Annotated in this window: 22 protein-coding genes; 11 read left to right on the forward strand and 11 right to left on the reverse strand. The window is 72.5% G+C overall.

Going from position 1 to position 19,279, the window contains the following annotated elements; genetic code table 11:
- Window positions 1-251 precede the first annotated feature (251 nt).
- Both AB0C78_RS48320 and AB0C78_RS48325 read right to left on the reverse strand, forming a co-directional pair.
- Window positions 252-770, reverse strand: coding sequence for a DUF892 family protein (locus tag AB0C78_RS48320; RefSeq protein WP_192808748.1), 519 nt, complete (start codon window positions 768-770; stop codon window positions 252-254).
- Between the two features lie 239 nt (window positions 771-1,009).
- Complete coding sequence (locus tag AB0C78_RS48325; protein ID WP_360761941.1) at window positions 1,010-1,621, reverse strand: TetR family transcriptional regulator; 612 nt, start codon at window positions 1,619-1,621, stop codon at window positions 1,010-1,012.
- A gap of 68 nt (window positions 1,622-1,689) precedes the next feature.
- Here AB0C78_RS48325 and AB0C78_RS48330 point away from each other — a divergent pair, with 68 nt between their 5' ends.
- The gene (locus AB0C78_RS48330) at window positions 1,690-2,376 is read left to right on the forward strand and encodes a molybdopterin-dependent oxidoreductase (RefSeq protein ID WP_360761943.1); all 687 of its coding nucleotides are present in this window, start codon (window positions 1,690-1,692) and stop codon (window positions 2,374-2,376) included.
- The gene (locus AB0C78_RS48335; RefSeq protein WP_360761945.1) at window positions 2,373-2,822 is read left to right on the forward strand and encodes a DUF6463 family protein; all 450 of its coding nucleotides are present in this window, start codon (window positions 2,373-2,375) and stop codon (window positions 2,820-2,822) included. Before AB0C78_RS48330 ends, AB0C78_RS48335 begins: the two co-directional genes overlap by 4 nt.
- A 49-nt stretch (window positions 2,823-2,871) precedes the next feature.
- Here the strand turns inward: AB0C78_RS48335 and AB0C78_RS48340 are convergent, their stop codons facing one another.
- Window positions 2,872-4,263, reverse strand: coding sequence for an MFS transporter (locus tag AB0C78_RS48340; protein WP_360761947.1), 1,392 nt, complete (start codon window positions 4,261-4,263; stop codon window positions 2,872-2,874).
- Between the two features lie 136 nt (window positions 4,264-4,399).
- Here AB0C78_RS48340 and AB0C78_RS48345 point away from each other — a divergent pair, with 136 nt between their 5' ends.
- Together AB0C78_RS48345 and AB0C78_RS48350 are read left to right on the forward strand one after the other, a co-directional pair.
- Complete coding sequence (locus AB0C78_RS48345) at window positions 4,400-5,254, forward strand: helix-turn-helix transcriptional regulator (protein WP_360761949.1); 855 nt, start codon at window positions 4,400-4,402, stop codon at window positions 5,252-5,254.
- Between the two features lie 135 nt (window positions 5,255-5,389).
- On the forward strand, window positions 5,390-6,703 hold the full coding sequence (locus tag AB0C78_RS48350; protein WP_360761951.1) for an SGNH/GDSL hydrolase family protein: 1,314 nt from the start codon (window positions 5,390-5,392) through the stop codon (window positions 6,701-6,703).
- Window positions 6,704-6,804: 101 nt separating this feature from the next.
- Here AB0C78_RS48350 and AB0C78_RS48355 read toward each other — a convergent pair whose 3' ends face one another.
- On the reverse strand, window positions 6,805-7,422 hold the full coding sequence (locus AB0C78_RS48355; protein ID WP_360761953.1) for a TetR/AcrR family transcriptional regulator: 618 nt from the start codon (window positions 7,420-7,422) through the stop codon (window positions 6,805-6,807).
- Window positions 7,423-7,539: 117 nt separating this feature from the next.
- Here AB0C78_RS48355 and AB0C78_RS48360 point away from each other — a divergent pair, with 117 nt between their 5' ends.
- Window positions 7,540-8,274 carry a hypothetical protein gene (locus tag AB0C78_RS48360; protein WP_360761955.1) on the forward strand — a complete coding sequence of 245 codons (735 nt, stop codon included), beginning with the start codon at window positions 7,540-7,542 and terminating at the stop codon, window positions 8,272-8,274.
- A gap of 188 nt (window positions 8,275-8,462) precedes the next feature.
- Here AB0C78_RS48360 and AB0C78_RS48365 read toward each other — a convergent pair whose 3' ends face one another.
- Together AB0C78_RS48365 and AB0C78_RS48370 are read right to left on the reverse strand one after the other, a co-directional pair.
- Window positions 8,463-8,924: a pyridoxamine 5'-phosphate oxidase family protein gene (locus tag AB0C78_RS48365; RefSeq protein WP_360761957.1), complete on the reverse strand. Its 462-nt coding sequence runs from the start codon at window positions 8,922-8,924 to the stop codon at window positions 8,463-8,465.
- A 36-nt stretch (window positions 8,925-8,960) separates the two neighbouring features.
- Window positions 8,961-9,401 (reverse strand): MarR family winged helix-turn-helix transcriptional regulator, encoded by a 441-nt coding sequence (locus AB0C78_RS48370; RefSeq protein WP_360761959.1) that lies wholly within the window; start codon window positions 9,399-9,401, stop codon window positions 8,961-8,963.
- A 109-nt stretch (window positions 9,402-9,510) separates the two neighbouring features.
- Between AB0C78_RS48370 and AB0C78_RS48375 the strand changes: the two genes are divergently transcribed.
- The 3 genes from AB0C78_RS48375 to AB0C78_RS48385 all read left to right on the forward strand — a co-directional run bounded on the left by AB0C78_RS48375 (window position 9,511) and on the right by AB0C78_RS48385 (window position 11,469).
- On the forward strand, window positions 9,511-10,068 hold the full coding sequence (locus AB0C78_RS48375) for a quercetin 2,3-dioxygenase (RefSeq protein WP_360761961.1): 558 nt from the start codon (window positions 9,511-9,513) through the stop codon (window positions 10,066-10,068).
- Complete coding sequence (locus tag AB0C78_RS48380; RefSeq protein WP_360761963.1) at window positions 10,065-10,946, forward strand: alpha/beta hydrolase; 882 nt, start codon at window positions 10,065-10,067, stop codon at window positions 10,944-10,946. The genes AB0C78_RS48375 and AB0C78_RS48380 overlap by 4 nt, the downstream gene beginning before the upstream one ends.
- 64 nt (window positions 10,947-11,010) lie before the next feature.
- The gene (locus AB0C78_RS48385) at window positions 11,011-11,469 is read left to right on the forward strand and encodes a PaaI family thioesterase (protein WP_360761965.1); all 459 of its coding nucleotides are present in this window, start codon (window positions 11,011-11,013) and stop codon (window positions 11,467-11,469) included.
- Between the two features lie 88 nt (window positions 11,470-11,557).
- On the opposite strand, the gene AB0C78_RS48390 is transcribed toward AB0C78_RS48385, so the two are convergent.
- From AB0C78_RS48390 to AB0C78_RS48410, 5 genes are all read right to left on the reverse strand, one after another.
- On the reverse strand, window positions 11,558-12,319 hold the full coding sequence (locus AB0C78_RS48390) for an SDR family NAD(P)-dependent oxidoreductase (RefSeq protein WP_360761966.1): 762 nt from the start codon (window positions 12,317-12,319) through the stop codon (window positions 11,558-11,560).
- Between the two features lie 46 nt (window positions 12,320-12,365).
- Window positions 12,366-13,625: an amidohydrolase family protein gene (locus AB0C78_RS48395; RefSeq protein WP_360761968.1), complete on the reverse strand. Its 1,260-nt coding sequence runs from the start codon at window positions 13,623-13,625 to the stop codon at window positions 12,366-12,368.
- A 50-nt stretch (window positions 13,626-13,675) separates the two neighbouring features.
- Window positions 13,676-14,005 carry a hypothetical protein gene (locus tag AB0C78_RS48400; RefSeq protein WP_151540174.1) on the reverse strand — a complete coding sequence of 110 codons (330 nt, stop codon included), beginning with the start codon at window positions 14,003-14,005 and terminating at the stop codon, window positions 13,676-13,678.
- Between the two features lie 18 nt (window positions 14,006-14,023).
- Entirely contained in the window at window positions 14,024-15,313 is a 1,290-nt protein-coding gene (locus AB0C78_RS48405; protein WP_360761970.1) for an aromatic ring-hydroxylating dioxygenase subunit alpha, read from the reverse strand.
- 105 nt (window positions 15,314-15,418) lie between these two features.
- Window positions 15,419-16,357, reverse strand: coding sequence for a cyclase family protein (locus AB0C78_RS48410; protein WP_360761972.1), 939 nt, complete (start codon window positions 16,355-16,357; stop codon window positions 15,419-15,421).
- A 228-nt stretch (window positions 16,358-16,585) separates the two neighbouring features.
- Here AB0C78_RS48410 and AB0C78_RS48415 point away from each other — a divergent pair, with 228 nt between their 5' ends.
- The 3 genes from AB0C78_RS48415 to AB0C78_RS48425 are packed head-to-tail and all read left to right on the forward strand — an operon-like array spanning window position 16,586 to window position 19,145.
- Window positions 16,586-17,029: a nuclear transport factor 2 family protein gene (locus AB0C78_RS48415; protein WP_360761974.1), complete on the forward strand. Its 444-nt coding sequence runs from the start codon at window positions 16,586-16,588 to the stop codon at window positions 17,027-17,029.
- 11 nt (window positions 17,030-17,040) lie between these two features.
- Window positions 17,041-18,171, forward strand: a complete 1,131-nt coding sequence (locus AB0C78_RS48420) for an acyl-CoA dehydrogenase family protein (protein WP_360761976.1) — start codon at window positions 17,041-17,043, stop codon at window positions 18,169-18,171.
- Entirely contained in the window at window positions 18,168-19,145 is a 978-nt protein-coding gene (locus AB0C78_RS48425) for an acyl-CoA dehydrogenase family protein (protein WP_360761978.1), read from the forward strand. The genes AB0C78_RS48420 and AB0C78_RS48425 overlap by 4 nt, the downstream gene beginning before the upstream one ends.
- Window positions 19,146-19,279 lie beyond the last annotated feature (134 nt).

The following is a 19,279-nucleotide window of genomic DNA, read 5'->3' on the forward strand; positions in this document are numbered from 1 at the left end:
ACCTCCGCCGGCCACCTCAAGGGCGTCAAGTACGAGGTCCTGTCCTGGGGCCACGGCGCCGGCACCAAGGGCACCCCCAAGCCCCTCGGCTGACCAGCCCACCAACCCCAACGACCCCCACCCGGACGCCCCCCAGTCCCCCCAACACGGACCCCGCTCCCGTCCACGGACGAGGGCGGGGTCCGTCGCGTCCGCGCCCAGGAAGTGGGCGGTCATGCGAAGCTCTGGGTGTTCGGCGGGCCGGTGCGGGGCTACCGTTTGCTTCCCGCCCGCCTCCTGCCGCCGAAGGCGTGCGCGCGCAGGGCGACGTCCAAGGCCAGGTCCCAGGTGCCCGAGAGCTGATCGGCTATCTCGTGGCCGTCGCTGCACATTCCGGCGGCGACTCGCGCGGTCTCCGGATCGCCGTTCCGTTCGGCGAGGCGCCACAGCAGTTCGCCGGCGGCGATCTGCAAATGCACGGCGGCGTAGGCGTCGCGGAGGTATTTCGCCGCTCCTGCACGGTGTCCCGGGCCGAATGCCGCTTCGGCGACCGAGGCGAACAGCATTCCGGCGTCCTTCACGAGGGACGGTGACGCGTCGTGGGCGCGCAATCTGGCCTCGATGGCCCTGTTGTGGGCGTGGGCCCGTTCGGCGAAGTGGCCGAGGGGGCGGCACAGCTCCGGCTCGTCCGCGACCGAGGTCAGGGCTTCGCTCAGCACGGCCTGCACGTGTTGCTCGAGTGCGTGCGCGTCCCTGAGGGCGGTGACGAGCTGCCGGTCGAGGGCGGTCATCGTCTCCTCCTCCTCGCTCGGCATTCTTCCTGTGGGTCACGGCACGGCGTTCGGCGCTGACGATTGCGACGTGCCCCTCGCGATTCGCCCCCAAACCCCACCGAACTGCCCGTGATGCCCAGCGTTCAGGCAAGGACGGAGGCGAAGTCGGCGAAATTAAAAGGCCATCCATGAAGTGGTATCGAGGAGTTGGGTGATCGCTTCTCGAGATGCCTGGAATTCGATCAGGGTCGCCTCGGTCAAGGCTGTGGTGCCGTCTGCGGGTCGCTGTTTCGCCGGGACTGGAGCAGGGCTGCGGCGGCGTCGGCTACGAGGTCTTCGGCGGACGCCGGGATCGGCGTGCCCGCGCGCAGATGCCGCCCGACGAGGCCGTACGGGACGTCGACCGTGGCGAGGACGATCCGGTCCACCTCGTCCGGGCGGCCGAGCCGTGCGGCGAGCCCGGTCAGGGCGGTGCGGACGCGGCGGTTGCCGGTGTCGAAACGGTCGGCCTCGGCGGCGGGCCAGCTGGAGCGCCCGAAGGCGCGCGGTCCGTAGAACAGGACTTGGGCCTCGCGCGGGTGGGCCCTGCTCCAGGCGACCACGTGGCGGGCGGCGGCCGCGACGGCCTCCTCGGCCGGTTCGCCGGATGCGGCGGCGACGAAACCGTCCTGGAAGCGTTCGAGGGTGCGCAGCCAGAGGGCGGCCAGCAGGGCGGCGGCGCTGGGGAACCGGTGGTAGACCGAGCCGCTCGGCGCGCCGGCGGCGCGCGCCACGGCCGCGACGGTGACGGCCGCGGGCCCGTCCTCGCAGGCCAGGTCGACTGCCGCGTCGAGCAGCCGGTCGCGGTCGTGCCGTGGCGGGCGCCCCATGGGAGTCGAGGGTACCGGCCCGCTATGCTCGGCCAGTATTAGAGAGATATCTCTAGAAAGGGGGACGCATGAGGGCCGCACCGCATCTGCCGCCGGGCCAGATCCCGGCCGCCCATCGCCCGTTCGGGCTGCCGCGGTTCGGGCCGGTGGTGCCACGGCCGTCCCGGGGGGCCGTCGTGACGGTCACGGGCGCCGTCAGGAACCCGGAGCAGATCCCCGTCGCCGAGCTCGCCGCGCTCCCGGGCCGGACCGATCGCTCGGCCGACCTGCACTGCGTCACCACTTGGAGCGCGCTCGGCCTGGCCTGGAGCGGGATCCCGTTCGCCGGCGTCCACGCGCACCTGGCCGAACGCGTACGGCCGCGGCCGTCGGCGCGCTGGGTCCGCTTCACCGGCCTCGACGGCTACACCGCCACGCTGCGCCTGGACGACGCGCTCGCCCCGGGCGTCCTTCTCGCCGACGCGCTGGACGGTGCGCCGCTCGACACCGACCGCGGCGCGCCGCTGCGGCTGGTGGCACCGGCGCACTACGGCTACAAGAACGTCAAGCACGTCTGCGCGATCGAATACCGCACGGCCTACGACGCCGGTTCAGCGGGCTGGAAGGGCCATCCGCGCGGCCGCGTCGCCTTCGAGGAGCGCAGCCGCTACCTGCCCGGACGGATCTGGCGGCCGCTGTGGCACGCCCTGTTGCCGGCGGCCGATGCCGCCTACACCGCGGCCCGCACCCGCACGAACGGAGAAGGGGAAGCATGAACGGACTGACCCGATGGGTTCCCAGGCTGATCATCGTGACGGCGGTACTGCACTTCGTGTGGGCGTTCGTCCAGCCCAATGCGTGGGACGCCATCGCGCGTGACGGGTTCGCCGCGACGGTCGTCGACCCCGACGCGCCCGGCTACTGGCAGCGCGAGGCCGGTGTCTGGTTCCTCGTGTCCGGTGCCTCGTTCCTGATCCTCGGCACCCTGACGCGGGCGCTGGTGCGGGCGACGGGCCGCATGCCCGCCCAGGTGGGCTGGTTCCTGATGGCGACCGGCGTCCCGCTGTGCGTGTTCTACTTCCCCGTCACGGGCGGGTGGGCCGAGGTGGTCATCGGCGCTCTCGCGCTCGCCGCGGCCTACGGCGGGCGCGATGGGCGCGGACGGCGCGTCCCCGAGTCCCCTGACGCGCGCACGCGACCCGCCGAGGCCGCCTCGACCTGACACGCGGCCCCTCTGGCCGACACGGCCGCACCGCGCGCGCGTCGGCAGCTCACTCGGAGGTCTTGGCGAGGGTACGGTCGACGGCGGTGACGGCCAGGAGCGCCAGCGCGACGACCGTGAGGACGGCGGCGAGGCGGTGGAGGCCGGCGTCGGTGGCGCGGGAACCGTAGGCGAGGCCGATCATGCCGGCCGACGCGATCGCGCCCAGGTACATGAACGTGCGGAGCAGGCCGGCCGCCGCGCCGGTCTGCTCCGCGGGGGCCTGGGCGTACATCGCGGCCTGGTTGGTGACGATGTTGAGGCCGTTCTGCACGCCGAACGTCACGCTGACGAGCAGCAGCGCCCACAGCGGCGTATGGCGGCCGAGGAGGAGCAGGCCGCCGCAGCCGAGGGCCAGCGCCGCCGCCCCGGCGACCAGGGACGGCCAGACGCGGCGCCGGGCGGCGAACGCGGAGACGGCGGTGGCCACGACGAACGACGGCAGCATCAGCAGCCCGGCGGCCGACGCCGAGCGGCCGGTGGCCTGCTCCAGCCAGAGCGTCCACCCGTAGACGAAGCAGTACGTCACGAGCATCGTCACGCCGTAGCGGAGGTAGGTGGTGGTGAGGGCACGGTTGTGCGCCAGCATCCGCAGGTCGATGAAGGGCGCCTCGGCGCGCAGTTCCCACGCGGTGAGCAGGGCCAGCAGAGCCAGGGATGCGCCGAGCAGCAACCATCGGGGATCGGCCAGGTCCATAAGGAACACCAGGAGCGCGGTGAGCGCCCCGGTGAACAGCAGCACGCCGACCGGGTCCAGGGCGCGCCACAGTGAGGCGCCGGGGGCGCGCGGGTCGTCCTTGGGGAGCCAGGCCAGCGCGGCGGCCATGCCGGCGGCCGCGAGCGGGACGTTGATCAGGAACGTCATCCGCCAGCCGCCCGCGGCGATCAGCAGCCCGCCCAGCGGCGGGCCCACCGCCATCGTGACCTGCCCGGCGATGGCCAGGGCGCTGAGCACGCCGTCCGGGGTGCCGCCGTGCAGCCGCCGCGCCCGGCGGCGCACCATCGCCATCGCGGCCGGGTAGGCCGCCGAGGTCCCCAGCCCGATGACCACGCGGGCGGCGACCAGCGCGGGCAGCGACCAGCCCAGGCAGCCGACCAGCCCGCCCGCGCCGACCAGGGCCGTTCCGGCGAGGTAGACGCGGCGGGGGCCGAGCCGGTCGGCGAGCCGCCCCATCGTGGGCTGCCCGACGGCGGTGGCGAGGTACAGCGCCGAGACGAGCCAGGTGGTCCGGTCGGCGCCGGCGCCGAACGCCTGCCCGATCGCCACCAGCGCCACCGCGATGATGGACGAGTTGACCGGGTTCAGCACCGAGCCGAACGACACCGCGGTGACGAACCGCGCGCCGAACACGGGCCGCGGCCCGGCCTCGCCGGCGGGCGAGGCGACCTTTGTGCCGGTCATGGGCGGCTCCTTGGGACGATCGAAACGTCGAAGACGGATCCACGATGCTCCCGGGCGCCCCTCCGTTGAAGGCGGTGGTGTTCCTGGCAGCGACACGGCCACCCACGCATGACGGGCGGGCTGGCACACTGGAGCCGTGCCTTCCAGCAGCGCGCTAGGGGAGTACCTGCGCGCCCGCCGTGCCCGGCTGCGCCCCACGGACGTGGGCCTGCCCGCCGGCCCGGGGCTGCGCCGGACCCCCGGCCTGCGGCGCGAGGAACTCGCCGCGCTGGCCGGGGTGAGCATCGACTACTACATCCGCCTGGAGCAGGGCAAAGAGACCAACCCCAGCCCGGCGGTCCTTGAGTCGCTGGCCCGCGCCCTGCGGCTGGACACCGAGGAGCAGGCCCACCTGTTCGCGCTCGCCGACCACGCCGCGGGACGCGTCCCGGCCGGACGGTCCCCGGTTCCGGAACGTCCGGTCGTCCGCACCGGGGTGCTGCGCATGCTGGAGCAGCTCCGCCCGTGCCCCGCCTACGTCCTGAGCTGGACGAGCGACATCCTCGCGGCCAATCCCGAAGGGCTCGCGCTGTTCGCCGGAATGGACGAATGGCCGCCGGAACGCCGCAACACGATCCGCTACGTCTTCCTGCATCCCGCCGCCCGCAGCGTGCTGGACGACTGGGACAAGGCGGCCCGGACGAGCGCCGCCCAACTGCGGAGCCTGACCGCCACCGATCCCCATGACCCGGCACTGGCCGCGCTGATCGACGAGCTCGACGGCGCGGCCCCCGAGTTCGCGGAGCTGTGGAAGCGGCATGATGTCCAGGCCCGGCGCGGCGACCGCAAGACCTTCCACCATCCGCGCGTCGGCACCTTCACCCTCGACTTCGAGGTCCTCCATCTGGGCGCCGACCGCCAGCGCATGTCGGTCTACCAGGCCGAACCGGGAACCCCCGACCACGACGCCATGGTCCTGCTCTCCCTCAGCACCAGCGACGCGCGGACCTGAGCCGACGGCCGGCCCGCCCGCGGGCCGGGCGCGGCCCGGCGGCCGTGAGGAGGCCGGCGGTATGGCCGGCCATACCTGAAAGAGTGTGGCTCGCCGTCATGCGGATGGGGGTCCGAGAGCGGTGGGACCGACGGCATGGACCTTCCCCTCTCCCGGGCCCGCCTCATCAAGATCGCGGTGGGCATGGCGGTCATCGCCGCGCTGACGGCCGCCGCGATCGCGCATGCCCCGCCGTCCCGCCGCTCTGTCTCGGCCCGGTCGAACGACGCCGTCGCACCGGGCGCACGCTGGACGAGCGCCTGGGGCGCCGCCGTGCAGGCCCCGGTCGCGGGCAACGAGGACTCCGGGCCCAACTGGTCGGTGAAGGGATTCGCCGGCCAGACCGTCCGGCAGGTCGTGCGGGTCGGGCTCGGCGGCACCCGGATCCGCGTCCGGCTGTCGAACGCCTTCGGGACGAGCCCGCTGCGGATCGCGGGCGCGACCGCCGGCAGATCCGCCGGCGGCGCCCTGGTGTGGCCCAAGACGATCGCCCGGGTCACCTTCGCCGGTTCGCCCACGGCGGTGATCCCGCCCGGGAGGGACCTCGTGAGCGACCCCGTCGCGCTGCCCGCGTCCCCGCTGGAACGCCTCGCGATCACCTTGCGCTTCACCGCTCCGACCGGCCCGGCCACCTTCCACCGCTTCGCCGGGACCGACGCGTTCCGGGCGCCCGGCGACCACCTCGCCGACGTCGGCGCGGACGCCTTCAAGGAGTCGACCTCCTCCTGGTACTACCTCACCGGGGTCGAGGTGGCGGGCGTACCGGCGCGCGGCTCGGTGGTGGTCTTCGGAGACTCCCTGGTCGACGGGGTCGGGGCGACGAAGGAAGCGGACGCCCGGTTCCCCGATGACCTCCAGGAGCGGCTCGTCGCCGCCCGGCGCCCGCTCGGCGTCGTCAACGCGGGCATCGGGTCGAACAAGCTGCTGAACGGATCGCCCTGTGGCGGGGAGAAGGGGACCTCCCGCTTCGCCCGGGACGTCCTCGCCCGGCCCGGCGTGCGCTCCGTGATCGTCCATCTGGGCGCCAATGACATCGGCGCCCCGCAGGTGGACGATCCCTGTATCCGCCCCAATCCGCAGGTGAGTGCGCGCCGGCTGATCGACGGCCATCGCGCCCTGATCCGCGCCGCCCACGCCCATGGCGTCAAGGCCATCGGCATGACCCTTCCGCCGATGAAGGGCGCCCTGTTCCCCTTCTGGACACCGAAGGTGGAGAAGCTCCGCGAAGAGTTGAACCGATGGATCCGCACGAGCCATGAGTACGACGCCGTCATCGATGCCGACCGTGCGATGTCCGACCCGTCCGACCAGCGGATGCCCCGGCCCGGATACGTCTTCATGGACGGACTGCATCCGAATGACGCCGGATATCAGGCCATAGCCGACGCCATCGACCTGGCGGCCCTATGAACCCGGCACCGCCGCAACCGCGCTCCCGTACCCATCCGACGACGATGCCAAACCGCTCGACGTCGACGCTGCGCCGGTCGCGCTCGCGCCGCACGCGGGAGTCAGCCGGAATCCTGCCAGGGGACGAGATCCTCCGGGATCAGCAGCCGATCCATCAGCACGTGCAGGTGTTCACGGAAGGAGGCGACGACCTCGGGATCGTCGGGACTCCGCATCCCCTTGGACTGCTGGAGCACCCCGGAACCCAGATAGCCGTGCACGCACCAGACCATGGTCCCGAGCAGGTAGTAGGCGTTGACGTCCGGCGGCACGACGTCCCGGATCTTGCGGGCCGCCAGGTTCAGCAGGGGCCGCGCGTACCGGTCCTCGAGTTCGGAGATGTCGGCGGCGTCCGCCACCCAGCGATGCGCCCACAGCGCCCGGACCTGGGGATGCGACACGTGGAAGTCCAGGTAGGCGTCGACGATCTGGTGCAGGGCCCGCCGCCCGGGCTCCGCGTCCGACACCACGGACTCCAGCATGCGGTGCTCGCTCTCGAACGCCTGGCGCGTCACCTCCAGGTAGACGGTGCGCTTGTCGCCCGCGACCTCCGTGATCACCGACGGGCTGGTGCCCAGGGCGTCCGCGATCAGGTGCAGGGAGACCCCGTCGTACCCCAGTTCGCCGAACAGCCGGGTCGCGACGTCGATGACCTGCTGGTGTGTGACGGCACTGGCCATATCGTCACGGTACGTAGAGCCGCCAAAAGCAGAGCGTCGCCACTGGTAAGGCTGATGTCAAGTCGCTCTTCCGGCAGGCCCGCGGCGGAGGGCGGCGCAGGCTCTAGAGTCGTGACCGTGCCAGACCCTTTCGACGTCGCGGGCGAGGTCGACGCCGCCTGCCGCGATCGCGCACGGGCGTGGCGTTTCCTCCGCGGATTCGCCGCGGCGTGGTCGACCCCCATCACCGACGACGACGGCTGGAGCCAGGACGACCTGGCCGCCGCCGAGCAGCGGCTCGGAGTACGGCTCCCGGAGGCGTTGAAAGAGGCCCTCGCGCTGCTCGGCCGGCGCGCCGACCTCACCAGCAACCAGGACTGCCTGCTCCGCCCCGACCAGTTGCACTACGACGACACCGGACGCGCCCTCGTGTGGCGTCAAGAGAACCAGGGCGTCGCCGACTGGGGCATCCCGGTCGAGGACCTCCGCCTGCCGGACCCACCCGTGATCTTCCGGCTCGACGGCACGTACTCCGCGCCCGAACCATGGCGCCCGTTCCTCGGACGCCTCTCCGTCGCCTGCGTCGAGATGGTGCTGTACGAGGCCCTGTTCGGCTCGGACGGCGACGACCACGACAACCGGGAGGCCGAGGACGCCGACCTCGGCGTCCTCGAGCGCCGCTACTCCCGCCTCGCCCTCCCGGACTACCCGATGTGGGCCACCCCCGACGGCCCGCCGGTCCGCTGGTTCTACGGCCGCGACGCGCTGATCTGCGACCACGCCCGAGCATGGCTCTGGGTCCGGACACGAACCCCCGAAGCCCTCCGCGCCGTGCGCGAAACCCTCCCGGGCGACTGGCTCATGCAGCCATGACCACCACCCTCGCCCCCCGATCCACGTAAGCGCCCACGTCCCCTCCCAAGCGCGCAGACCACCGCACCCGGTCAAGCGCACCAACCGTGCGGTCGCTCGTCAGGCACGACCGACCGCGCAGACGCTCAGCCGGACGCGACGAACCATGCAGACGGTCGGTCGGGCGCGGAGGAGCGTGCGGTGGTCGGTCAGGTGCGGCGGGTGGTGTGGACGCCGGCGCCTGGGCGCCAGACCCGGATGACCAGTTGGTCGTTCTCGACCGAGGTCAGCACGGCCTCGCGCAGGTCCAGCCGGAACGAGTGGAAGTCGCCGGGCGGCTCCTCCCCGGTGGCGAGGGCCTTCTTCTCCTCCGGGTCGGTGATCTCGACCGCGATGCCGGCGACCTTGGCGTCGCCGCCGTTCTCCGGGTCGGCGGGGTGCGCGTGGATCGCGCACCGCCCGTCCCGCCGCAGGTCGCGGGCCTTGACCGCGCCGAGCATCGAGCCGAACGACAGGTCCGCGCCCAGGAAGTCGACCTCCGAGCCGCTCACCCGCGGCGAGCCGTCCTTGCGGACGGTCGCGAGGACGTGGGTCTTCGCCGCCTCGAACCGCTCCCGAACCGTGGCGGCCAAATCCGCCGCCTCTTCCTCGAACTGCCTCCAAGTCGCCATCCGGCCACTGTCTCAGCCGCCGCCGACAATCCGCCGTCAGGCGCCGTCCCGCGGAGGCGCGCCCCAAGGGGCTTCGAGGGCCGAACGCAGCGACTCGACCGCGTCCGCGCCGATCCGTTCGGCGAGCGTCCGCTCGAGCCGTTCGAGGACGAGGAGGGCCCGCCGGTGGACGCGCTCCCCTTCGGGGGTGCGGCGGATCAGCCGCTGCCGTGCCGAGCCGGGATCCGGGGCCTGCTCCAGGAGTCCCGCGTCCACCAGGCCGTGCACCGCCTGGTGGACGGTCTGCCGGGTCACGCCCATCCGGCGGGCCAGCTCCGACACCGTGGTGCCCTCGTCGTCCAGCACGGCGAACAGGCCGAACTGGGTCGGGGACACCGGACGCTCCCCGGTCCCGCGCATGGCCGCGGTCAGCGCGTCGTCGAACCAGCGGCGGGCGTTCCCGAGCAGCCGCGGCAGGTCATGGCCGGTGGTCGTCATCGGTTGGACCCTACCGGGGAGCGACCGCCCGGCCCCGGCGATCCATGTCAGGCCGCCTGACGATAATGTCAGGTAACCTGACGAACATCGCATCTTCCGAGGACATGCCATGACCATCGAATACTCAACGCCGTACCGCCGCACCTCCCGCATACCGGCCGAACCGGGCACGCCCTACTTCATCGAGAAGGGCCTGGGCGACCGCGCGCACCTCTTCGGCGACCTCGTCACCGTCTACGCCGGCGGCGAGCAGACCGAGAACGCCTTCAACTTCTTCACCGTCGAAGGACCCGAGGGCGATCTGATCCCGGCCCACCGCCACGACGACACGCACGAGGTCTTCTACGTCACCGACGGGGCCGTCCGCGTGTTCGTCGAGGACGCCGGAGGCCGCCAGCAGGAGAGGCTGCTGACCTCGGGAGACTTCGGCTTCGTGCCCCGGGGCTGCGCGCACGCCTACCGCATCGAGCGCCACCACAGCCGGATCGTCGGCGTCGCCGCCGGACCGGGCGGCACCTTCGAACGGTTCTTCGAGAACCTCGGCACGCCCACCGACGAGCTCGGCCTTCCGCGGCGGCCCCACGTCCCGGCCCCGGAGAAGTTCGGCACCGTGCCGCGGCGCTTCGACGTGACGTTCCTGCCCGGCCACCGGTGGCGGACGCGATGAGCGCCCTCCGGGACCTCATCGTCGCCCCGCACCCGGACATCGCGCCCCTCCCGCCTCCCGCACCGCCGGGAGTGCGCGTCATGCGCGGCGTGCCGTACGCCGAGGTCGAGGGCGCCCGCCCGCTGGAACTCGACCTCTGGCTCCCCGACGCCGATGCCGCCGACGCACCGCTCGTGCTCTTCCTGCACGGCGGAGCCTGGCGGCGCGGCCGCCGCGACGACATGGGCATGCGCACCCGCCCCTGGTCGCCGGGCCCGTTCGCGCGGATCGCCGCCGCCGGCCTCGCGGTGGCCTGCGTCGACTACCGCCTCAGCGGCGAGGCGGTCTTCCCCGCCCAGATCGACGACGTCCGGGCCGCCCTGCGCTGGCTCGTCCTGCGCTCCGGCGAACTCGGCATCGACCCCCGGCGCGTCGTCGCGTGGGGCGAGTCGGCGGGCGGCCACCTGGCCTCCCTGCTGGCCCTCACCTCGGCCGCGCCCCGCCTCGCCGGCGCCGTCATCTGGTACGGGCCGAGCGACCTGGCCCTGTCGCCCGGTCCGCCGGAGTCGCTCCTGCTCGGCGCCGGTCCCGCCGCCGATCCGGCGAGGGCGCGCGACGCGTCCCCCGTCGCGCACGTCCGCCGCGACGCGCCGCCCTTCCTCCTCGTCCACGGCGAGGACGACAGCCTCGTCCCCTGCGCGCACTCCCAGGCGCTCGCGGCACGGCTGCGCGAGGCGGGCGCGCCGGCCGATCTGCGCCTCGTCCCGTCCGCCGACCACGGCTGGCACGGCATCCCCGACGACGAGGTCGAGGCCGTCTTCACCACCTCGCTCCGTTTCGCGCTGAACGCCGTGGAGAGCGGCACGAACACGCGCGACCCGGGACGATCCGGGCTGTAGCGTCCATGTCCGAAGCCGATCAACGAGCCGCGCCGCCGGCTCGCGACGTCCGCCGAGGAGACCGTTGACAGAGCAGACAGGCCAGGAACAGGCCGCCCCCGAGGTCCGAGAGCGCATCCAGGCCAGCTTCGACCGCCAGGGGCTGATGCGGCATCTCGGTGCCCGCCTGATCCGCATAGCGCCGGGAAGCGTGCACATCGCCCTGGCCGCGCGGCCGGAGGTGACCCAGCAGAACGGGTACTTCCACGCCGGCGCCACCAGTGCCATCGCCGACACCGCCGGGGGCTACGCCGCGTTCACGCTGTTCCCCGAGGGCACCTCCGTGCTGACCGTCGAGTACAAGATCAACCTGCTGGCGCCCGCCGAAGGCGACCGCATCGAGGCCGAGGGGACGGTCCTGCGGCCCGGGCGCACGCTGACGGTGTGCCGGCTGGAGGTGTTCGCGGTCCGCGGCGACCGGCGCAAGCTCGTGGCGGCCGGCCAGCAGACCCTGATCTGCGTGGAGGGACGCCCCGACCAGTGAAGCCCCGCCCACAGCGGACGACGCGCGAGACGACGCGGCGGACGACGCGCCGGATGGCGGCGCGCGTTCGCCGGGACGGGTTCTCCGCTCAGGTGTTGCGTCCGCCGTTGACGCCGATCGTCTGGCCGGTGATGTAGCCGGCCTCGTCCCTGACTAGGAACGCGCACGCGGCGGCGATGTCCTCGGGGCGCCCGGCGCGCCGCACCGGTGTCAGGGACGCGTGGTGGTCGACCCCCGGGCCGAGGAAACCGCGCTCCTCGTTGCGGCGGGTCATCGGCGTGTCGATGAAGCCCGGCGGGATCGTGTTCACCGTGATCCCCTCCGGGCCGAGTTCCAGCGCCAGCGCCTTGGTGAACCCGATGACCGCGGCCTTGGACGCGACGTAGTGCGTCATGAACGGCTGCCCGCCCTGGGCGCTCGAGGAGGAGATGTTCACGATCCGGCCCCAGCCGGCCTCGACCATGTCCGGCACGGCGGCCCGGCAGCAGTGGAACGTGCCCGTGAGATTGACGGCGAGGATGCGGTCCCATTCGCCGGCGGTGATGTTGACGAACCGGCGGAAGCCCTCCTTGCCCGCGGAGTTCACCAGGATCGCGATCGGCCCGAAACGGGAGCGGACCTCTCCCATGGCCCGGTCGATGCTCTCGCGGTCGCCCACGTCGACGGCGACCGGCATCGCCGCGCCGCCGTCCGCCTCGATCTTGCCGGACGCGGCCCTCGCGGCGGCGGCGTCGAGGTCGAGCACCGCGACCCGGGCGCCGTCGCGGGCCAGCCGTTCCGCGACGGCGAGGCCGATGCCCGACGCCCCGCCGGTCACCACCGCGACCCTGCCGTCCGGTGCCGCGCTCACCGGTCCCTCCCTCGTCCGGTCGCCGGTGCCCGGCGGAGACGGCCCGTCATTCGGCCTCGGCGTCGTTGCGGAACACCTTCCCGCCCTTCATCACGAACCGGACGTCCTCGATCACGCCGATGTCGGCGAGGGGGTCGCCGGGGACGGCGATGACGTCGGCGAGGAGGCCGCTCTCCAGCCGGCCGCGGTCGGTGACGTCGATGAGGTCGGCGGCGACCGTGGTCGCGGCGCGGAGCGCCTGGAGGGGCGTCATGCCGCGCTCGACCAGCGCGAGCAGCTCCTTGGCGTTCTTCCCGTGCGGGATGGCGGGGGCGTCGGTGCCGCACGCGACCTTGACGCCCTTGGCGATGGCCTTGCTGATCGTCGCCCTGGACCGCGGGAACACCTCGGCGGCCTTGGCCTGCAGTTCCGGAGCGGCCCTGGAGGTGTCCATCCCGTCGGCGAGGTAGGTGGTCGCCACCAGGAACGTGCCGCGCTCGATCATCAGGTCGAGCGTCTCGTCGCTCGCCAGCGACCCGTGCTCGATGCAGTCGATGCCCGCCTCGATCGCGTTGCGGATGGCCTCGTCGCCCATGCAGTGCGCGGCGACCTTCAGCCCGGCGCGGTGCGCCTCGTCGGCGATCGCCCGCAGCTCCTCGTTCGAGTACTGCTGCGCGCCGGCGGGACCCGTGTGCGACATGACCCCGTTGGACGCGCAGACCTTGATGACTCGCGCCCCGTGCTTGATCTGGTAGCGGACCGCCTTGCGGACCTCGGCGACGCCGTTGGCGATCCCCTCCTCCACGGTGAGCGGCATGATGTGCGGGGCGAACGCCTGGAACATCGTCGGATCGAGATGGCCGCCCGTCGGCGTGATGGCGTGGCCGGCGGGCACGACCCGCGGGCCGTCGATCCAGCCGAGGTCGACGGCCTTTTTCATCGCCACGTCGAGGAGGAGCCCGCCGGTCTGCACGAACAGGCCGAGGTTGCGCACCGTGGTGAACCCGGCCCGCAGTGTCCGGCGGGCGTTGGTGACGGCCCGCAGCGTGCGGACGGCGGGGTCGTCCTGCACGGGGTTCAGCGGGCTGCGGTGGTCGGGCCCGCCGAGCAGGAGGTTCACCTCCATGTCCATGAGGCCCGGCAGCAGCGTCACGTCACCGAGGTCGATCAGGACGGCGTCGTCGGGCACGGAGACCGGTGCCACCTCGGCGATGCGCTCGTCCACGACGAGCAGCGAGCCCGGTGCGACGATCTCGCCCTTGTCGATGTCGAGCAGCCGGGCGGCCCGCAGATGGATCGGCGGCTGCGGCCTTCTCTCACGCGGCATTCGCGCTCCTTCGGCGTCGTCGGATGCGGTGACGGGACCGGCGGGGCCGGTCAGACGGCGGGTTCGACGACGGCGTCGATGCTCGACGCGCCGCTGTCGGGGACCCTCGGCTGGCTCCACGCCTCGACGGGGAACGCGACGGTCACCAGCGCGCAGAACAGCCAGAGCAGGTGCTTGTCCTGGTCGGAGATGCCGTCGAGCTCGACCTGCTCGAGGTAGGGGGTGGCGCTCTCCAGGCGGGGGAACGCGGCGTCGTAGAAGGCCTGCAGTTCGTCCATGGTGCTGGCGATCCGCTTGGCGTAGCGCTCGCGTTCGGTCGGGAGCGCCCAGCCCGCGAACGGCTCCAGTTCGGCGAAGTCGGGGGGAAAGGTGCTGGCCATCGTGGGTGTCTCCTCAGGTCAGGACGTCGCCGAGGCGGCCGGCGCCTGGGACTGCTCTCGCTGGTGGTCGCGGACGTACTGGTTCGCGGTGTTGTGCAGGTGCCGCAGCAGCACTTCCTGGTCGTTGAGCGGGAACTCGGTCACGGTCCTGGACTCGAGCATCGTCTGGGTGGCCTCGAGGGTGTTGCCGTCCTGCAGGCCGTACTCCTTGAACGAGACGACGGCGAGTTCCTGCTGCAGGCGCTGGAACGCGTTCTTCGGCGGGACGAAATAGGCCGTGCCCTCGAAGATGTGCGTGTTGTAGGAGGTCGGCCAGTAGTGGTAGGTGAGGACCCAGTTCGGCCGCCAGATGAGCAGCATGAAATTCGGGAAGAAGACGAACGAGTCCATTCCCCAGTGGGGGTGCCGGGCCGGGTTCACGGCCGGCGGCCATTCGTCCAGGCCGATGTCGGGGGCGTCCCACGGGCCGAAGAGCCCGCTGCGCAGCGCCCGCTCGATCGGCTTCACCATCTTCTGGTCGTGCGGGGGAGCGATCCCGCCCCAGGACGACACCATTCCGTGCGGGCCGTCGATGTCGTACGCGATGGCCTCGTAACCGTACTTCTTGATCTTCTGGGCCTCTTCGGGCATGTACTGGCCCGCGTGCAGGATCGGCGCGTGGTAGAACTCGGCGAACGCGTCGATGAACAGCTTCCAGTTGCTGCCGATCTCGGCCCGGTACTTGTGGACCTGGGTCAGCTTGTCGAAGGGGTAGCCCTCGATGCCCTTTCCGTACTTGCCCAGGTATTCGCGCAGCGGGGTCCTGTTCTCGCTGTCGAGGTTCACGAAGATGAACCCCTCCCAGACCTCCGCCTGGACGCCGACCAGCCCGTAGTCCGACTTGTCGAGGTCGAAGAACTCGCCCTCCTGCTGGACGAAGGTCAGCTTGCCTTCGAGGTCGTAGCGCCAGGCGTGGTATTTGCACGTGAACTGGCGGCAGATGCCGCTGGTCTCCTCGCGCGGGTAGTCGTTCCACACGAGCTTGTTGCCGCGGTGCCGGCACACGTTGTGGAAGGCGCGGACCTCGCCGTCCATGCCGCGGACGACGACGATCGAGGTGCGGGCGGCGTCCAGTTCCTTGGTGAAGTAGCTGCCCTTCCTCGGCAGCTGCTCGACCCGGCCGACGTTCAGCCACGTGCGCCGGAAGATGGCGTCGCGTTCCAGCTCGTAGTGCTCGGGCGTGATCGAGTCCGCGTAGGAGAGCGGGGCTTTGTCGATCTTGTGGTGCTCGGTCCAGCTGCCCTCGGCGGGCTTAGGGAAGTGCGCCATGTGGTCTGCCTCTCCGGTCGGTCGTCGCGGCGATGGTAGCAAGGATCTCCAAAAATGAGAAGCTCATTCTCGCTCGTGGAGGGGCCCCTGCCCGGCGGGCGCGGGTCATTTGATCGCGACGGGATTGAGCGGGGAGCCGACCCCGCCCGGGATGTTCAGCGGCGACGCGACAAACATGCACTCGTGGACGCCGTCGGCCGCGCAGTCCTCGGCGAGCGCCTCGAAGTCGAAGAGCTCGCCCAGGAGCAGGCCCATGTCGCGGATCGCGAGCATGTGGAAGGGGATCATCGGGCCGCCGGCGTTCGCGCCGAGCACCTCGACGGCGAAGTTGTCGGCGCAGACGGCCGCGATCTCGTGGTCGCGGATCCAGCGGGCGCACTCCCAGGTGAGGCCGGGGGAGCGGCCCAGGCCGACGTCGGCTCCGCGCCGATGGCGGGGATAGGTGCCGGTGCGCAGCAGGAGCACGTCCCCCGGGCGGGGGCGCAGCCCGGCCGCGTCGAACGCGGCGTCGAGGTCGGCGGGCCCGATCTCCGTCCCGGGCTCGAGGTGGTCGACGCCGAGCCGGCGGGGCATGTCGAGCAGCACGCCGCGCGACACCACGCCGGCGGCGAGGTTCTGGATCGAGCAGCGCTCGGCGCCCCACGCGGTGACCGCGGTGTCGTGGTGGTAGCCGTTGTAGAGAAGGTCGTCGTACCAGACATGGCTGAGCGCGTCGACGTGCGTCGACGAGTGCGTCCCGAGGATGACCATGTCCTCGGACGAGCGGACGTCCGAGAGTTCGCCGCGGGGGTCGTCGCCGCGGTAGCGGGTCATCGTGTGGATCGGGTTGAAGCGGCCGCTGCCAGGGGCGGAGTAGGGCCCGGTCCCGTCGGCGGGGACGGAGAGCCCGAAGGTGACGCCCCGCCGCACGGTCGCGGCCGCCGCGCTCACGCGGTCGGGGGTGATCAGGTTGAGGGTCCCGCGCTGGTCGTCGTCCCCCCAGCGTCCCCAGTTGCTCAGCTCGCGCCCGAGTGCCCGGACGCCCTCCATGTCGATCGATGGCATCGCACGGGCCTCCACAGAGCGAGAATTGAATTCTCAATATTTGAGTATGATGCTTCCGCTGCTGGCACGGCGTCAACCGGCAGGCGGACGCGCGCCTCCGGCCGCACCCTGGGGGGCAAGACTGGTTTTGACGTCGAAGTCGAGTTACGATCCCGTCTGCGGCGGCCCGCGTCCCGGACGCCCCTCACCCGAACCCCGCTCCCTGAATCCCGGCTAGGAGGTCGAAGCGTGGACGGTTCGCGCATCGCCGACATCATCGAGATCGAGCAGATGCTCGCGCGCTACGCGGTCGGCATGACGAAGGACGACGTGGAGGCGGTCGTGGCGGTGTTCGCGCCGGACGGCTCCTACAGCGCCTTCGGGGAGAGGTACGGTGTCGCCGACTTTCCCGAGCTGGTCGCGGCCGCGCCCAAGGGCGTGTTCTCGGTGAGCACCCCGGCCATCACGTTCGACGGGGAGGACGCCGCCCGGGGCGAGCAGCCGCTGTGCTTCGTCGCCCAGACCGACCACTCGATGCGCATCGGCTACTACACCGACACCTACACCCGCACCCCGCACGGGTGGCGGCTGCAGACCAGGGCGATGACGTTCCTGCGGCGCAGCGGGGCGCGCGACTCCGGGCGCGCGCACGATCCGCGGCGTCCCGCGCCCCGGCGGACGTCCGCGAGCTGACCGCGCGATCGATGGATCTTCAGGAGTTCCGCACCGGGCTGGACGCGTGGCTGGACGAGCACGAGCCGGAGCTGGCCGCCGGCTTCGGGCCGGAGGTGTCGTTCGACGCGGAGATGGCGCACCTTTCCAAGGTGAAGCGGATGACGTTCGACGCGGGCTGGATGCGGTGGGGCTGGCCCGAGCGGGTCGGCGGGCTCGGCGGGTCGACGCTGATGCGCGCCTACCTCGGCGAGGCCCTCGCGGCCCGGGACATGATCGAGCCGGGCATCTACTCGATGACCGAGGTGCTGGCCCCGACGATGATCGGGTTCGCCCGCCCGGAGCTGGCCGCGGAGATGGTGCCGCGGCTGCTGCGCGGGGACGAGACCTGGTGCCAGGGGTTCTCCGAGCCGAGCACCGGCAGCAACCTCGGCTCGCTGGCGTGCCGGGCCCGCCGCGACGGCGACGCCTGGCGCGTCTCCGGTCAGAAGGTGTGGACGAGCCTCGCCCAGTACGCGCAGCGCTGCGTCCTGCTGACCCGGACGGGCCCGCCCGAGTCGGGCAGCCGGGGCATCACGGCGCTGTTCGTCGACATGGACTCGCCCGGGATCACGGTCCGGCCGATCCGCGCGATGCACGGCCGCGACGAGTTCTGCGAGGTGTTCTTCGACGACGTGCGCGTCCCGGACGACCGGAGGCTCGGGGAGGTCGACGGCGGCTGGGCCATCGCGATGGACCTGCTGCCCTACGAGCGGAGCACCTCGCTGTGGCACCGCAGCGCCTACCTGCGGCAGCGGCTCGGGCAGCTGCTGGCGTCCGCGCCGGACGGCGCGCTCGACCCCGCCGACCTCGGCGAGGTCGTGCAGATGGCGTTCGCGTTCCACGCGCGTTCGCGCGGGACGCAGCACCGGATGGCGCGCGGGGAACGGCTCGGGCCGGAGACCTCGATCGACAAGGTGCTGCTCGCGACCACCGAGCAGGCGGTGTTCGACCTGGTCGCCGGCGCGGTGCCGGCGGACATCGCGCTCGGCGACGACGCCGACGGCGACCGCTGGCGCACCGGGTTCCTGTACTCGCGGGCGGCGACGATCTACGGCGGCAGCGCCGAGATCCAGCGCGACATCATCGCGCGCCGCCTGCTCGACCTGGGGGACGGCCGATGATGGACGCCGAGACCGCCGAACTGCTGGCGCAGAGCCTGGAGCGGGCCTTCCGGAACCCGGCCGCCAAGTCGGTCGAGGCGGCGCTGGACGAGGTCGGCTGGCGCGAGGCCCTGGAAGAGGAGGGCGCCGCCGTCGTTCCGCTGCTGTTCGCCCGCCAGGGTGAGGCGAACGCGGCCTCAGGTGCGCTGGACGATGTGCTGACGTCCGCGCTGGGGCTGCCGGCCGGGCCGGGCACCGCGTTCGTCCTGCCGGAGTTCGCAGGCTACGCGCCGCCCGGTTCCCTCCATGACGGCGACCTCGCGGTGCGCGGCCTCGGCAGCGCGCGGATGGCCGCCGCGGACCGCGCCGTGGTCCTCGCGACGCGTCCGGACGGCGCCCTGAGCGCGGTCGTCGTCGACACCGGCGAGGTCGAGATGCGGCCCATCGGCGGCGTCGACCCGCGCCTGGGGCTGTCCGCGGTCGGCGGGCGGCACGTCTCCGCCACCGGCGGAACCCCCGTCACGCCGGCGGTCTGGGACGCCGCGCTGGCGACCGGCAGGCTGGCGCTCGCGCACGAGCTGATCGGCGCGAGCCGGACGATGCTGCGCCTGGCCCGCGAGCACGCGCTGACTCGCATCCAGTTCGGCAAGCCGATCGGAGCGTTCCAGGCCGTCCGGCACCGGCTGGCCGAGTGCCTGGTCGCGATCGAGAGCGCCCAGGCCGCCGCCGGCGCCGCGATCGGAGCGGACGGCGAGGTCTCGCCGCTGCTCGCCGGGATGGCCAAGGCCGTCGCCGGACGCAACGCGCGCACCGTGGCCCGCCACTGCCAGCAGGTCCTGGCGGGCGTCGGCTTCACCGACGAGCACGACTTCCACCGCTACTTCCGGCGAGTCCTGACCCTCGACGGCCTGCTCGGCGACGCGCGGACGCTGACCCGAGCGCTCGGAGAAGAGCTGCTCCGCGAGCGCCGCCTGCCCGCCGCACCACCCCTGTAAAACGCACCACGCCGCAAGACGCGCCGCCGGTGGCGCCGAGGCCCGGGGGGCCCCGCCGCCCCCGCGCGGGCCGGGGACGGGTTTTGTTTTGGTATGTGGGCGGGGAGGGGGGGCGCCCGCCCCCGCGCCCCGCA

It is taken from the genome of Actinomadura sp. NPDC048394 (assembly GCF_040651755.1).
Classification (GTDB): Bacteria; Actinomycetota; Actinomycetes; order Streptosporangiales; family Streptosporangiaceae; genus Spirillospora; species Spirillospora montaniterrae.

Coding starts and splice junctions, on each gene's coding strand:
- AB0C78_RS48320 (WP_192808748.1), bottom strand. CDS start 770: ATGACCGCCCTCGACCGGCAGCTCGTCACCGCCCTCAGGGACGCGCAC.
- AB0C78_RS48325 (WP_360761941.1), bottom strand. CDS start 1,621: ATGGGGCGCCCGCCACGGCACGACCGCGACCGGCTGCTCGACGCGGCA.
- AB0C78_RS48330 (WP_360761943.1), top strand. CDS start 1,690: ATGAGGGCCGCACCGCATCTGCCGCCGGGCCAGATCCCGGCCGCCCAT.
- AB0C78_RS48335 (WP_360761945.1), top strand. CDS start 2,373: ATGAACGGACTGACCCGATGGGTTCCCAGGCTGATCATCGTGACGGCG.
- AB0C78_RS48340 (WP_360761947.1), bottom strand. CDS start 4,263: ATGACCGGCACAAAGGTCGCCTCGCCCGCCGGCGAGGCCGGGCCGCGG.
- AB0C78_RS48350 (WP_360761951.1), top strand. CDS start 5,390: ATGGACCTTCCCCTCTCCCGGGCCCGCCTCATCAAGATCGCGGTGGGC.
- AB0C78_RS48355 (WP_360761953.1), bottom strand. CDS start 7,422: ATGGCCAGTGCCGTCACACACCAGCAGGTCATCGACGTCGCGACCCGG.
- AB0C78_RS48365 (WP_360761957.1), bottom strand. CDS start 8,924: ATGGCGACTTGGAGGCAGTTCGAGGAAGAGGCGGCGGATTTGGCCGCC.
- AB0C78_RS48370 (WP_360761959.1), bottom strand. CDS start 9,401: ATGACGACCACCGGCCATGACCTGCCGCGGCTGCTCGGGAACGCCCGC.
- AB0C78_RS48375 (WP_360761961.1), top strand. CDS start 9,511: ATGACCATCGAATACTCAACGCCGTACCGCCGCACCTCCCGCATACCG.
- AB0C78_RS48380 (WP_360761963.1), top strand. CDS start 10,065: ATGAGCGCCCTCCGGGACCTCATCGTCGCCCCGCACCCGGACATCGCG.
- AB0C78_RS48395 (WP_360761968.1), bottom strand. CDS start 13,625: ATGCCGCGTGAGAGAAGGCCGCAGCCGCCGATCCATCTGCGGGCCGCC.
- AB0C78_RS48400 (WP_151540174.1), bottom strand. CDS start 14,005: ATGGCCAGCACCTTTCCCCCCGACTTCGCCGAACTGGAGCCGTTCGCG.
- AB0C78_RS48405 (WP_360761970.1), bottom strand. CDS start 15,313: ATGGCGCACTTCCCTAAGCCCGCCGAGGGCAGCTGGACCGAGCACCAC.
- AB0C78_RS48410 (WP_360761972.1), bottom strand. CDS start 16,357: ATGCCATCGATCGACATGGAGGGCGTCCGGGCACTCGGGCGCGAGCTG.
- AB0C78_RS48420 (WP_360761976.1), top strand. CDS start 17,041: ATGGATCTTCAGGAGTTCCGCACCGGGCTGGACGCGTGGCTGGACGAG.
- AB0C78_RS48425 (WP_360761978.1), top strand. CDS start 18,168: ATGATGGACGCCGAGACCGCCGAACTGCTGGCGCAGAGCCTGGAGCGG.